Source organism: Hyphomonas polymorpha PS728, from assembly GCF_000685315.1.
Classification (GTDB): Bacteria; Pseudomonadota; Alphaproteobacteria; order Caulobacterales; family Hyphomonadaceae; genus Hyphomonas; species Hyphomonas polymorpha.
Genome location: NZ_ARYM01000004.1, coordinates 48,090 through 61,033, shown reverse-complemented (window position 1 = coordinate 61,033; position 12,944 = coordinate 48,090). Strand labels below are relative to the sequence as shown.

Annotated in this window: 11 protein-coding genes; 7 read left to right on the top strand and 4 right to left on the bottom strand. The window is 62.3% G+C overall.

Annotated features, from left to right (window positions below; genetic code table 11):
* Positions 1–3: 3 nt before the first annotated feature.
* A complete protein-coding gene (locus HPO_RS04370; RefSeq protein WP_051612266.1) occupies positions 4–2,691 on the top strand; it encodes a hybrid sensor histidine kinase/response regulator in 2,688 nt (895 codons plus the stop codon).
* Here HPO_RS04370 and HPO_RS04365 read toward each other — a convergent pair.
* The 3 genes from HPO_RS04365 to efp all read right to left on the bottom strand — a co-directional run bounded on the left by HPO_RS04365 (position 2,688) and on the right by efp (position 5,524).
* Positions 2,688–3,389 carry a response regulator transcription factor gene (locus HPO_RS04365; protein ID WP_051612265.1) on the bottom strand — a complete coding sequence of 234 codons (702 nt, stop codon included), beginning with the start codon at positions 3,387–3,389 and terminating at the stop codon, positions 2,688–2,690. The two genes, HPO_RS04370 and HPO_RS04365, sit on opposite strands and share 4 nt — an antisense overlap.
* 584 nt (positions 3,390–3,973) lie before the next feature.
* Positions 3,974–4,540, bottom strand: coding sequence for an RNA polymerase sigma factor (locus tag HPO_RS04360; protein WP_051612264.1), 567 nt, complete (start codon positions 4,538–4,540; stop codon positions 3,974–3,976).
* Positions 4,541–4,951: 411 nt separating this feature from the next.
* Positions 4,952–5,524, bottom strand: a complete 573-nt coding sequence (gene efp, locus HPO_RS04355) for an elongation factor P (protein WP_035595032.1) — start codon at positions 5,522–5,524, stop codon at positions 4,952–4,954.
* 133 nt (positions 5,525–5,657) lie between these two features.
* Between efp and epmA the strand changes: the two genes are divergently transcribed.
* Positions 5,658–6,701 (top strand): EF-P lysine aminoacylase EpmA, encoded by a 1,044-nt coding sequence (epmA, locus tag HPO_RS04350; RefSeq protein ID WP_035595030.1) that lies wholly within the window; start codon positions 5,658–5,660, stop codon positions 6,699–6,701.
* The gene (locus HPO_RS04345) at positions 6,698–7,750 is read left to right on the top strand and encodes a lysine-2,3-aminomutase-like protein (RefSeq protein WP_035595028.1); all 1,053 of its coding nucleotides are present in this window, start codon (positions 6,698–6,700) and stop codon (positions 7,748–7,750) included. Before epmA ends, HPO_RS04345 begins: the two co-directional genes overlap by 4 nt.
* Here HPO_RS04345 and HPO_RS04340 read toward each other — a convergent pair.
* The gene (locus HPO_RS04340) at positions 7,747–8,961 is read right to left on the bottom strand and encodes a hypothetical protein (RefSeq protein ID WP_035595026.1); all 1,215 of its coding nucleotides are present in this window, start codon (positions 8,959–8,961) and stop codon (positions 7,747–7,749) included. The two genes, HPO_RS04345 and HPO_RS04340, sit on opposite strands and share 4 nt — an antisense overlap.
* A gap of 233 nt (positions 8,962–9,194) precedes the next feature.
* Between HPO_RS04340 and HPO_RS04335 the strand changes: the two genes are divergently transcribed.
* The 4 genes from HPO_RS04335 (at position 9,195) to HPO_RS04320 (ending at position 12,923) form a co-directional block, all read left to right on the top strand.
* Complete coding sequence (locus HPO_RS04335; protein ID WP_035595019.1) at positions 9,195–10,085, top strand: stearoyl-CoA 9-desaturase; 891 nt, start codon at positions 9,195–9,197, stop codon at positions 10,083–10,085.
* 160 nt (positions 10,086–10,245) lie between these two features.
* A complete protein-coding gene (locus HPO_RS04330) occupies positions 10,246–11,004 on the top strand; it encodes a vWA domain-containing protein (RefSeq protein WP_035595016.1) in 759 nt (252 codons plus the stop codon).
* A gap of 184 nt (positions 11,005–11,188) precedes the next feature.
* Positions 11,189–11,656 carry a MaoC family dehydratase gene (locus HPO_RS04325; RefSeq protein WP_035595013.1) on the top strand — a complete coding sequence of 156 codons (468 nt, stop codon included), beginning with the start codon at positions 11,189–11,191 and terminating at the stop codon, positions 11,654–11,656.
* Between the two features lie 226 nt (positions 11,657–11,882).
* Entirely contained in the window at positions 11,883–12,923 is a 1,041-nt protein-coding gene (locus tag HPO_RS04320) for an aspartate-semialdehyde dehydrogenase (RefSeq protein WP_035595011.1), read from the top strand.
* Positions 12,924–12,944: the final 21 nt, after the last annotated feature.

Genomic DNA, 12,944 nt, shown 5'->3' with positions numbered 1-12,944 from the left:
GAAGTGGCAGCGGAAGATGCCTTCTTTCGGGACCATCCCGATGCGATGCTGATAGCTGACCCGGCAGATCATCGCATTCTGGCGGTAAATCCTGCAGCGGAAACCGTTTACGGATGGACCGAGCGCGAACTCTGCGAGATGCGGCTCGAAGACCTCAAGGCGCGAGATCCGGAATCGCCCGCGACATCAGGCGATCAGCAAGTTTCAGCGGTCCGCACACACCGGCGCAAGGACCAGACCTTGTTCAGGGCCCGCATCCGGCAACGTGCCTTCCAATATGCCGGCCGCCCCGCCTTGCTCATCGTGCTGGAAGATCTCCAGGCGCTCTTTGCCTTACTGGAGGGGGCTGAGGGATCGCCCCTGGCCGCGCTCAATCGCGCGCAGGAACAGGAAGCCAATCTCAAGGTTGCCCAGCAGCTGCTGAAGATCGGCTTCTGGAAATACGACATATCGAACCGGAAACTCGTCTGGTCTCCCAGTGTTTATGAGATGGCCGGCATCACGCCTGAAGACTTTGACGGTTCGCTGGAAAAATATGTCGAGATACTCTTTTCCGATGACCGGGAGCAGGCCGCGTTATCCGTTCAGACGCTCAATGATCCTGATGTGAAGTTCCACGAGTTCGAGCGCCGCATCACCCGCAAGGACGGCAGCACGATCCATGTGAAGGGGATCGGCGTACGCACACAGACGGTTTCAGGAGATGTGGTTACCGGCGTTGTCCAGGATGTGACCGCCGAGCGGAACCGGCAGTCTGATCTGCGGCTGCTGGGCGCCTCCGTGGAGCGGCTCAATGATATCGTGGTTATCCTGCGCGTTGATCCGTCCGTTCCGGGAACAGATGCGCCGATTGTCTACATCAATGCCGCATTTGAGCGGATCACGGGCTATGCCCGGAGCCAGGTCGTCGGGCGGCCATTATCCTTCATCCTCTCCGGCGCCGAGCCGAAGATTGATCCCCGCGCGCTCGAGACCGCCATGAGCGCGGGCCGCTCGCTGCGGGTTGAGGTGTCCGGCCCTATCCATCCGGGCCGGCAGATTACCTGGGATGTCGAGTTTCTGCCCGTAGCCGATGCCTACGGAAAATACTCGCACTGGGCAGCTGTGGCGCGGGACATCACCGACCGCCGGGCCGCCGAGCGGCGCGCCGCCATCAACGAAGACCGGTTCCAGTTCGTCAGCCGCTCGACGGCCGATGTGGTGTGGGAATGGGATATCACTTCGAGTGCCTTCATATGGAGCGAGGCCTTCGACAAGATCGCGGGCGCGCCCGGCGCGTATCAGGAAACCGGCTTTGGCTCCTGGAGCCGGCGCGTGCATCCTGAAGACTGCGGCCGGGTGGTTACCAGCCTGATGGATGCTGCCGCCTCTCCGGATGCTGAAAGCTGGTCGGAAGAATACAGGTTTATCGGGGATGATGGCGGCGAGCGTGTCATTCTGGACCGGGGCTTCATCGTGCGGGACGAGGTGGGCAATGCGGCCCGCATGGTTGGTACAATGATCGATCTTACGGAGCGCCGTGCCAGCGAGCAGAGGTCGCGCGATTCCGAACGTCTGGAAGCGATCGGCCAGCTGACGGGGGGAGTGGCGCACGATTTCAACAATCTGCTCACGGTAATCCTTGGAAACAGCGATGTTCTCAGGGACAAGCTGGAGGATCCCGCCCAGCGCAGGATGGCGGACCTGATCCACCTGGCGGCAACCCGGGGGGCCGATCTCACCAAACGGCTTCTGGCCTTTGCGCGCCGCCAGCCTCTGAAGCCCCAGAGAACCTGCCTCAATGAAAGGACCGGGTCGGTCCATGCTTTGCTCCGCGGCGCCCTCGACGCGCGCATCCGGATACGGCATTCCCCGGCGCCCGGTCTCTGGAGTGTTCAGGTGGATCCGGGGCAGTTCGATGTGGCCCTTCTCAATCTCGCCTTCAACGCGCGCGATGCCATGCCATCAGGCGGTACGCTGACGATTGAAACAGAGAACATCAAGGTACGCGGGCGATCGGGATCAACGCGGGAAGGCGTGCCGCCCGGAGACTATGTCTGTGTTACTGTTTCCGATACCGGCGCAGGCATGGAAGAGGAAGCTCAGCGGCGCGCCTTCGAGCCCTTCTTCACGACCAAAGCTGCGGGGAAGGGTAGCGGGCTTGGTCTCAGCATGGTCTACGGTTTTGCCCGCCAGTCGGACGGTCATATCCTGATCAGCTCTTCTCTGGGCGAGGGCACTTCGGTCAAACTGTTCTTCCCAAGGGCTGCGAAAGATGGCGGGGCAACTTTCTTCTCCCCGCAGGATGTCGCCCAGCCGGACTTGTCCAGAACAGGAAATGTGCTGATCGTCGAGGATGACCCCCTGGTGCGCGAGCATTCCGCCCAGAATTTTCATGCGCTTGGCTATACGGTATCTCTGGCGGCATCCGCTGAAGAGGCGCTGGTCATGCTTGAGGCAGATCCCGGCATATTCATGCTGTTCACGGATGTTGTTCTTGGTGCCGGGATGAATGGTCTGGAGCTGGCCCTGGAGGCCCGCCGCCGCCGTCCAGGTCTCAAAGTGCTCTACACATCCGGATATGTTCCAGGAGAGATCGGCTTCAATGGCGCGTTGGTGCCGGACGCCGAGATGTTGCGCAAACCCTATGAGCGCCACGAACTCATCCGGAAGCTTTCAGATGTGCAGAGAGGGGGCGCGCCGGGCGGCTAGAGGGCTCCCGCCGCCAGCCGGTATCCTATCCCGCGGGCAGTCTGCAGGAAGCTGCCAGAGCCCTTTTCCAGCTCATCAAGCTTCTGCCGAAGGCGGCTGATATAGGTCTCCAGAACTTTCTCTCCTTCCCTGTAAGGCCGGCCAAAAGCCTGATGGTAAAGGTCGTTCCGGGGAACGGGCCTGCCGCCGGCAGCGATCAGGGCTTCAATCAGCCTGGCTTCGGCATGGGTAAGCTCCGTGAACTGCAGGCCGTGCCGGAAACCTCGCTCCTTTGGCAGATAGTTCACCTCGCCGATGGCAATGGTATCTGGCAACTCAGCCGCAGGCTGGCCTTTAGCGCGTTTCGTCAGGCGGCTCACGCGCGCGTGCAGCTCCTTCGCGCTGGCTGGTTTGAGAACATAGTCATCAATGCCGCGATTGATCAGGTCGGCCCGAAACTCCGTGTCCCCCCATCCTGACAGCATGAGGATGGGCACATCGCTGATCCTGCGGATTTCGGTCAGGATCTGCGATCCCGAAGCATCCGGCAGCTGAAGATCAAGGATCACACAGTCCACATCGGCAAAGCCCGGCGCATAAAGAAGGGTCTTGAGCGCTTCGAAGGACTCAAACGTGTCAAACTGGTCGGCGGGGTCGGGCCAACTCAGGGTGATGGTTTCCAGCACCATCGGGTCATCATCTACCAGCACTACACGCATTGCCAGCTCCGGCTGCGGCAGGGACAGCTCTCTCCTGCTGTCCATGATCGGAAGAAGAGTTATTCATCTCTGAATTTACAGAACCATAACACGGGTCCACGGAATAAAATGGATCGGGCCGCAGCCGGGGCAATCGTCGCCTCTCCGCCCCGGAAATATGCACAAGGCGGTTATCCATACTTCGTGCGGCCGGCCCGGTTTTAAGCGCTTTGCGGCGCGCTCTCCCGCCCGGTCCGTTAACATTGAGAACTACCCTGTTGAGATTTTTTTGTGTCCTTGAATGGAACCAGATTGCGGGAAGCGCGTACTGAAAGGGATACCGGAAGGACGCGCTGCGACGCTAGTCCCCCCAAGCCGCATACTGCGCAGTCTTTCCGGTATCCCACGCCGCCCGACCTGGATCCCATCCCAGTCGAGGCCGGCGAGGTCCGGTGCGTGGCTGTCATGGGCATGCGTATGCCGGATCATCGTCCGTGCAGAAGCATGGGCGCTGCCTGCGGAACCTGACAATGCCGTCGCCGCGAAACTCCGGGCTGATCCAGAAAGGAATGGCCCGGAGGTTTCCGGCGCATTGTTGTATCCATTCAGGCGGCTTGTCCGGGCTCGAAAGGGGCGGATTCGTCATATCCGCTTTTCGAATGGGGGGTGTCCATGAGGCTCGCAAGGGCTTCCCGCCCGCGGCTGACGCGGCTTTTCACCGTCCCTTCGCTGCAGCCGAGAATATGTCCGGCTTCCTCATAGCTGAAGCCCACGGCGAGCACGGCCACGAGAGCCTCGCGCTGCTTGTCGGGCAGGTGCAGCAAAGCCTCCTGCATCACCTGGAAATCGCTGGCCCATTCCTGATTATCCGGCGCGATAAGGAATTTTTCGGCATCTGACGGGTCCAGCGATGAAGACCGCCAGGCCCGGCGCCAGTGCTGCACATAGGCATTCCGGACAATCCGGAACAGCCAGGGTCTCATCGGGGCGCCGGCGATGAACCGGTCGCGGGCCGCCCAGGCTTTCAGGCACGCTTCCTGAACCATGTCATCGGCCAGATCATCATTGCGGCAGAGTTTCCGTGCGAAAACCCGCATATGCGGAACCATCGCCTCCAGCTGGTGGACGAAGCTCTCACCTGCAGGATCTGCAGCATGTTCAGGGCGGAGCATGGCTGTTGTTCCATTTGCGGATTGGCTCTGTGCTGGCAAGGGGCAGGTCAAGACCAGATCCTTTCGCAATAGCGGTGGCAGAACGGCCCGCATTGAAGCAATGCGAGAAACGCCATCGGTTTTTTGGTGCGAAATCTATCTTGTCTTGCGATCAGGGCCGCATTTCGTGCTCTTCGGAGCAACTAAGAAAAGTATTGATCCCAACAGTTAACGAATGGTTTCCGCGTGCCCGAACGCGCCCGAATAGAAAAGTCATTCAAAAACAACGATAAATGTATTCTGGGCAAAAAAAGGCCGGTGCGGGGTGCCGCACCGGCTCAGGGTACAAGATAGATGGCATAGCAAAAGTTGCTACAACTATACTACGCGCGTTCCCGGAATCGGGTTCCAGATTATTTCATTGATAAAAGTTTAGTCCTTGGCGCGCTCGAGATAGCTGCCGTCTTCGGTGTTGACGACCACGCGGGTTCCCACGCCGACATGCGGGGGCACCATGATGCGGATGCCGTTGTCGAGGATCGCAGGCTTGTATGAGCCCGAGGCCGTCTGGCCTTTGACCACCGGTTCGGTTTCCACGATTTCCGCAGTAATGCGCTGGGGCAGGGTGATCGACACTGCTTCCCCGTTGAACATCTGCAGGCTGACAGCCATGTTTTCCTGCAGATAGGCGGCGCTATCGCCCACCATCCCGCCGGGCACGACGACCTGTTCGTAGTTGCTCGAGTTCATGAAGACGTAATTGTCGCCTTCCGGATAGAGATAGGTGTGCTCGACCTCCTCAACGAAAGCCTTCTCCAGCTTGTCCGAGGTCTTGAAAGTATTGACAACTTTGATGCCGTCAGAGATGCGGCGCATCTCGATGGTGGTCGTCGGTGTGCCTTTGCCGGGGCGGAAGGACTCCGCTTTGAGGACAACATAAAGTTGGCCGTCGGTATACTCGATGATGTTGCCTCTGCGGATATCCGCTGCGATTTCAACGGCCATGGGGTGTTCCTGAGTTGCGAGAGCGAAAGGGCCGCTATATACCGCCTCCGCGCCATTTGGCCAGCCGAATGCTGTCGCTTTTCATTTCGGCCCGGCAGTTTACGGCAGACTTTTGACCCCAGGAACAGGCCTTATGGAAGCTTCTGCGTGGTGGAGTCCTGAGCAGCATGCCCGCCGCCGCCGCCATCTTCTGGCCCGCGGGCGGATCAAGTCTGCCCTGCGCAGCTGGTTTGAGGCGCAGGACTTTCTGGAGACAGAATGCGGCGCGCTGGTCGCTTCCCCCGGAAATGAGGCCCATCTGCACGCCTTCCAGACGCAATACGTGACAGAAGGCGGACAAATACGGACACTTTACCTCCATACCTCGCCAGAATTTGCGATGAAGAAGCTGCTGGCGGCGGGCGAAACGCGCATCTTCGATTTCGCCCGCGCCTACCGCAACCGGGAAGAGGGCGTCCGGCATGCGCCCGAATTCACGATGCTGGAATGGTACCGGGCAGGCGCGGTTCTGGCCGATGTCATGGACGACTGCGCCGTCATCGCCAGACTGGCCGCCGAGGCGGCGGGCACACCTCAGCTCGTCTGGAAGGGAAAGACCTGCGACCCCTTCGCCGATCCCGAATGGCTGACCCTTGCCGAGGCGTTTGACCGGTATGCGGGGATCGACCTTGCCCTTCATCTGGAAGACGCCGCCGCGTTCCGGCGCGCCGCGCTCTCTGCGGGCCTCGGTGTGCCGGAGGGGGCGACCTGGACGGATGTGTTCTCGGCGATCCTCGTTACCAAGATTGAGCCGCATCTGGGCATGGGGCGGCTGACCTTCCTTCACCGTTACCCGCTCAGCGAGGCGGCCCTCTCGCGGCCAGCGCCGGATGATCCGCGCTTTGCTGAACGGTTTGAGCTCTATGCCTGCGGCGTCGAACTCGCCAATGGCTACCGCGAACTCACTGATGCCGGCGAGCTGATGATCCGCCAGCAGGCCGAAATGGACCTCAAGGAGGCGGTGTATGGCGAGCGCTATCCTCTGGACCGGGATTTTATCGCAGCCGTTGCCGCGATGCCGGAGGCAAGCGGCGTCGCCCTCGGGTTTGACCGGCTGGTGATGCTGGCAAGCGGGGCGGGCGCCATCCAGGATGTGCTCTGGACGCCGCCCGCCCTGGCAGAGACGCCCCGCCCATGAAACCGGTCACCCTCCGCAGCCCGGATGACCTTCTCTCGGCGGGTCTCATTGCGGCCGATGAGGTGGAGGTCCTTTCCCGCGTGGCGGCGCAATATGTGATCGCCCTGCCGGCGCCGCTGGCCGCGCTGATCGACCGGAATGATCCGGACGATCCTGTCCGCCGGCAATATGTTCCGTCCGGGGAAGAACTGAACGCGCTGCCGGGCGAAACCGAAGACCCCATCGGCGACGCGGCCCACAGCCCGGTGCCGGGGATCGTGCATCGCTATCCTGACCGGGGGCTGCTGAAGATCACCTCGACCTGTCCGGTCTATTGCCGGTTCTGTTTCCGGCGTGAGCGTGTGGGGCCGGAAAAGGGTGCCCCGCTGGGCAAGGCCGAACTTGACGCAGCCCTGGCCTATATTGCCGGGCGGCCGGAAATATTTGAGGTCATCCTCACCGGGGGTGACCCCATGGTTCTGTCAGCGGCGCGCGCGGGCGAGATCACGCGCCGCCTCGAAGCGATTGAGCATGTCAGGCTTATCCGCTGGCACACCCGCGTGCCTGTAACCACGCCGGAGCGGATCACACCGGAGTTCGTCGAGGCGATCCGGGGGCGGAGCAAGGCCATCTTCGTGGCCGTTCACGCCAATCATGCGCGGGAATTTACCCCCGAGGCCATCGCTGCCATCCGCCGCCTTGCGCAGGCGGGCATTTCACTTGTGTCCCAGTCCGTGCTGCTGCGCGGGGTGAATGACAGTTTCGAGGCGCTGGCAGACCTGATGCGCGCTTTCCTCAGTGCAGGGATCAAGCCCTACTATCTGCATCAGCTGGATGCTGCGCCCGGCACATCGCATTTCCGGGTGCCGGTGGAAGAAGGGCAGGCGCTGGTGCGCCGCCTGCGCGATGAGCTCACAGGGCTCGCCACCCCTCATTATGTGGCCGATATTCCCGGCGGCGTCTCCAAGGCGGTCATGAACCTGCCGGACATCGAGCGCCGCGGTGATGAGTTTCGCCTTCGCGGCAGGGATGAGGCTTTCCACCCCCTGCCGGGTGCGCAGAGGGACTAGTCTTCAGCCTTCTGCCGGCCCCCTGCCAGCAGAAGAAGCGCCACAAAGCCAATCGATGTTGCCTGGCTGGAGAAGAGTTCCAGCAGCGCCGCAAACAGCCAGCTTGGCAGGGAAGCGCGCTGCTCCGCCTGCAGCAGGATATTGCCGGAGCCCTGGCCGAGGAGTTCGGCATTGGCCGCCTCGATCCGCGCGGTAAGCTCGTCCCGGCGCTTGGCGAGGCCCAGTTCATTCTGCGCGTCCCGGTAGGGTTTCTGATCGGTGCGCCCCACGCGCTCGACTTCCGAAATATAGGCTTCCAGCCCTTCAACCGACCGGGTTTCCGGCGGAATGCCCTCCAGCTGGCGGCGCCAGTCGGCAATCTGGGATTCCAGAACCGCGCGGTTGGAACTGGCCGTCTCCACCGCTGCTGCCGAGGCTTCGGCATTGCCGCGGATGTAGATCTCGGTGCCCAGAATGGAGGCGCCGGCGCCAACGGCGGCAAAGATCATCGCGCGGGCAGCTTCCTTGAAGCGGCGATTGGCCCCGTGCCAGTAGACGAAGGTGAAGCCGCCAAAGGAGATGATCGCGGCGATCACCCCCGCCCAGCCCCAGATGCGCCCCTGCATCGGGTCGGTCACGGTCGAGGAGAAGGCCTGATAATTGGCAAAGCCTGACAGGCCGGCTGCGGCGAGCCCGGCCAGCAGGAAGATCAGGGCTAGGGCGCCGATGATGACCCGCTCACTGCGCCCCCGGCGCTTCTCGGCCTGCTGCGCCTTCAGCGCAGCAAGGCGTTCAGCCCGCTCCGCCTGGATCTCTTCAGGCGCCGGCAGCTTCTGCTCGGGTTTGAGCTGCAACACCTTGGCTTCGGTCTTCAAAACCGGATTGGCCGCGCGAGTGACTTCGGTAAACTCCGCATCAATCGGGCCTGCAGAAGAGGCAGGCGCAGAGCGTTCCGGAAGCGTTTCACCCCGGAGCGCGGGCAGAAGATGGCTCCCCCGGATGGCTTCAAGCTGTTTGACGAGGTCGCGCAGAGGGCCGCTCTCTCCGGTGCCGGCGCAGAGATAGGTGTGGCGCTGCCAGTTCAGGATGAGGTTGTTGTCGCCCGAGGCTACACATTCCTCATGCAAGGGGCAGGGGAGGCGCGCTTCGGACGTGTCCTGGCTGACCTCGTCTTCCAGGCCCAGCAATTCGGCCACCCGCTGCAATTCCTTCAGATGGCGTTCGTCAGCCATGTCAGCCCCTTATCCCGTCCCGTCCACGCATAGCGGATCGGCCCCCGCGCCGTCACCTGTCTTGCGGCGCCGCGATCACACTCGCGTAAGGAACGCAGTTGAGACGCAATTACAACTTTAACCGCAGCCCGAGACGTCTTAATCCTGTCTTAAGGCAGCCAAAGCGAGATTGCCGTACCTATATGGGGGACTGCCGCGCCAGATCTGGCCGGCCTGAAGAGGACTGAACTGAAATGACCCCGCGTTCCGCCGCGATCCCAAAAAACTGGAAAACCTTCGATATCCCGAGCTTCTTCTCGGCCTTTGGCTACCCCGTCCTGGGGGTGGCTCTGTTCACCACCATGGTTCTGCTGGGCATCTTTGTCAGCGAGCTGACCTTCCATTGGTGGTATCTGCCGGTGGCCGGCGCCGTGATCGCCTTTTCGGTATTCTGGTGCAATCTCGGCATCGGGCCGATGCACCGCATCCTGCAGCACCGCGCCGGGGAAATGAAATGGCCCGCCCAGGTGCTGACCATGCTCAACATCATCATCGCCATGCAGGGCAATCTGCGCGACTGGGTGAACTACCACTCCCAGCACCACCGCTTTGCCGATGGCCCGGGCGACCCGCACAACCCCTTCGAGTCCAAACGATGGGCCTGGGTTGGCTGGATCCTCTTCCGCGACCGGAAAGACACCGCCCGCCCGATGGCGGCCTGGCTGAAACAGCATCCCGTCATCGTGTGGATGGACCGGTTCTATAACGAGATCAGCATTGTCATCCACTTCGTCATTCCCGCCGTGATCTATCTGATCGTCTGGGCCGCAGGGGGCTCCCTGGTGCTCACCGCGCTGCTGCATGCCAGTGTCGTGATCGGCCGCGCGATCCAGTTCCACGCCACCGTCTATGGCATCAACGTACTCGGCCATCTCAAGACGCCGGTATGGGCAGACCATATGATGGCGCTGCTGACCGGCGGGGAAGCGTTCCACGATCACCACCATGACGAGCCGCAAAGCGCGCTGCATCGTCCGCGCAAGGGCATCTGGAACCGGATCGTCGACTATAATGGCACGGTCCTCCTCTTCCTTGAGAAAATCGGCTGGGTGAAGGATCTGAAGATCGCGCCGCGATTTGCGTGATCCGTTCCCGGAACGCCTCAGTCTGAACGCCTGTTCAGTTTCACAAGGGCCGCCCCTCAAAAGGTGGCCCTTTTCCTTTTCTATTCCTGAATCGTGACACAGACGTGCCGCATTCGGGGCGCAGCTTTCTCCCCACACGCAACTGGGAAGGGACGCCCGCATGAAACTCATTCATTCCATCCTCGCCATCGCCGCCGGCGCAGCTCTCGCCGCCACCGCTTCTGCCAAGGTCGTGCCTCTCAAGCCGTCCAAGCCGGAGACGGTCCAATCCTATGTCCTGCTGGACCGTACAGGGTCGATGTCCAACATCTGGGACGAAGCGCTCTCATCGGTAAATGCCTATGCCGAGAGCTTCGCGGCAGATGCTCCGGGGGCAGAGATTGCCGGGGCGGATATCAAGACGGCCGTGACCGTCGCCGTTTTCGACTATCAGGACGGCATGCAGTTCGATGTGCTGCGCGACAAGGTAGACCCCTCTGCCTGGAAGAGCGTCACCAATGACGAGGCCAGCCCGCGCGGCATGACCCCGCTGTTTGATGCCATCGGCAAGATCATCACCCGCGCCGAAGCAGATAATCCGGAAAAGGCGGTCATCGTCATCATGACCGATGGCCTGGAAAACTCCTCGCGGGAATTCACCCGCGAAGGCGCCAAGGCCGCGCTGGACCGGGCGCAGGCACGCGGCTGGGAGGTCGTGTTCCTCGGCGCCGAATTTGCCAGCTTCGGCGATGCGCAGTCCGTCGGCATGTCGTCGTCCAAGACGATGGCGGTTGGCCAGGGCCGCATGAACGAGTCGATGGACGCCCTCGCCCAGAAGGCGCGCGCCTATGGCAAGGGCGCTGCCCCGGCGGTGGAGTTCAGCGCCGAAGACCGCGCCGCTGCCGATGAAGAAGGCGTGAAACAGCGCACCGGAAACTAGGGACCAGCTTCTGCGGGTTTCGTCCGGCTTCCCCCGGCAATGCAAATTGGCAGAGAGGCGGCCCGCTCCATCCCCTTGGAGCGGGCTTGGCCGTGCGGGCCCCGCCCGGTTCCCCGGCGTCACACTTGCCATGGGCCGATCCGCCCGCTTCAGGAAAGAGGTGGTTCAATTGCAGGGCAGGGCGATGAAGTATTACGAAGATCTGGTTGTCGGCACGGTGACGCGCGGCGTGCGCACCTACACGGTCACCCGCGAAGAGGTGATCGAGTTTGCCGGCAAATATGATCCCCAGCCTTTCCATCTTGATGACGAGGCTGCCGCCAACACCCATTTCGGGCGTCTGTCGGCGTCGGGCTGGCATACCGGCGCCATGGTCATGCGGATCATGGTCGAAACCGGCCGCACCGGTGAGCCGACCGCCTCGCTCGGCTCGCCCGGCATTGACGAGCTGCGCTGGGTGAAGCCCGTCTATCCCGGCGACGAACTCAGCGTGGAGATGGAACTCATCTCCAAGCGCCGCATGAAAAGCCGGCCGGACATGGGCCTCTCCAAGGCGCGCCAGACCGTCTACAATCAGAAGGGCGAAGTGGTGATGACAATGGTGTCCAATGGGCTCATCAAGGTGCGCCATCCGGAAATCGAGACGGAGTAGCGGGCCGCCCGCTTTACAAGCTCTGCGGCACGCTATATCCGTCCGCCCGCAATGCTGAACAAGACCGCCATTATTATTACCCCAAAGACGATCCGCCTCGGCGGGACGTTGCGGGTGTGTGCGATCTGACAGCAGCCACCTTGAACAACGTCCCCGCAAAGGCGCGGGACGGCCATCTCAAGGAAACCGGCTCTCCCGCTCCAAAGTCCCTTACTGGAGAAGAGCCATGCAGAAATTCTCACGATCCAATCCTCCCCGCGTCGGCGTCGTCGGCGCCACCGGCCTTGTCGGCAGCCTGATGCGCGAGCTTCTGGCCGAGCGGGAATTCCCGCTCGCCTCGCTGCGCCTGTTTGCGTCCGCCCGCTCGGCTGGCAAACCGGTTGCCTTCCGGGGCGGCGAGGTGATCGTGGAAGATGTGGCAACGGCCGATCTCTCCGGGCTCGACATCGTCTTCTTCTCCGCAGGCGGAGAAACCTCCCGCCAGTATGCCCCGCGCTTTGCCGCCGCCGGCGCCGTGGTGATCGACAATTCCTCCGCCTGGCGCAAAGATCCCGAGGTGCCCCTCGTGGTGGCCGAGGTGAACGCAGCCGCCCTTGCCAGCCTTCCCAAGGGCATCATCGCCAACCCTAACTGCACCACCATGGCGGCCATGCCGGTGCTCAAGCCCCTGCATGATGCCTGGGGCCTGAAACGCCTCTTCGCCAGCACCTATCAGGCCGCCTCCGGGGCAGGGGTGGCCGGCATCGAGGAGCTTGCCGGGCAGGTCTCCGCTGCCGCGGCGGGCGATTTCGAGGCCCTCGCCCATGATGGCACGGCGGTGGCGTTTCCTGCGCCGAAGAAGTGGCTGGTGCCGCTCGCCTTCAATGTGGTGCCGCTGAACTATGTGCTCGGCGAAGACGGGTATACGGATGAAGAGGCCAAGCTGCGGGATGAAAGCCGCAAGATCCTCGGCATTCCGGATCTGCGGGTATCAGGCACCTGCGTGCGCGTGCCGGTGCTGACCGGCCACTGCCTGGCCATCCATGCCGAGTTCGAGCGCCCCGTCTCCGCCGCCGAGGCCAACGCCCTTTTGGCAAAGGCGCCGGGCGTGGAGCTTGACGAAGTGCCCAACCCGCTCGCCGTTGCAGGCCGCGACGCCGTCAGCGTCGGCCGCGTGCGCAAGGACAGCGCGCTGGAAAACGGTCTCGCCCTCTTTGTGGTCGGCGACAATCTCCGCAAGGGCGCCGCCCTCAACGCCATCCAGATTGCCGAGGCGATGCTGGGTTAGGCTATCCCCCAAAGAAAAACG

Excerpts from the sequence above, each read along its gene's own strand:
- HPO_RS04365 (WP_051612265.1), bottom strand. The coding sequence starts at position 3,389 with ATGCGTGTAGTGCTGGTAGATGATGACCCGATGGTGCTGGAAACCATC.
- HPO_RS04345 (WP_035595028.1), top strand. The coding sequence starts at position 6,698 with ATGAAACCGGTCACCCTCCGCAGCCCGGATGACCTTCTCTCGGCGGGT.
- HPO_RS04325 (WP_035595013.1), top strand. The coding sequence starts at position 11,189 with ATGAAGTATTACGAAGATCTGGTTGTCGGCACGGTGACGCGCGGCGTG.
- HPO_RS04335 (WP_035595019.1), top strand. The coding sequence starts at position 9,195 with ATGACCCCGCGTTCCGCCGCGATCCCAAAAAACTGGAAAACCTTCGAT.
- HPO_RS04340 (WP_035595026.1), bottom strand. The coding sequence starts at position 8,961 with ATGGCTGACGAACGCCATCTGAAGGAATTGCAGCGGGTGGCCGAATTG.
- efp (WP_035595032.1), bottom strand. The coding sequence starts at position 5,524 with ATGGCCGTTGAAATCGCAGCGGATATCCGCAGAGGCAACATCATCGAG.
- HPO_RS04330 (WP_035595016.1), top strand. The coding sequence starts at position 10,246 with ATGAAACTCATTCATTCCATCCTCGCCATCGCCGCCGGCGCAGCTCTC.
- HPO_RS04360 (WP_051612264.1), bottom strand. The coding sequence starts at position 4,540 with ATGCTCCGCCCTGAACATGCTGCAGATCCTGCAGGTGAGAGCTTCGTC.
- HPO_RS04320 (WP_035595011.1), top strand. The coding sequence starts at position 11,883 with ATGCAGAAATTCTCACGATCCAATCCTCCCCGCGTCGGCGTCGTCGGC.
- epmA (WP_035595030.1), top strand. The coding sequence starts at position 5,658 with ATGGAAGCTTCTGCGTGGTGGAGTCCTGAGCAGCATGCCCGCCGCCGC.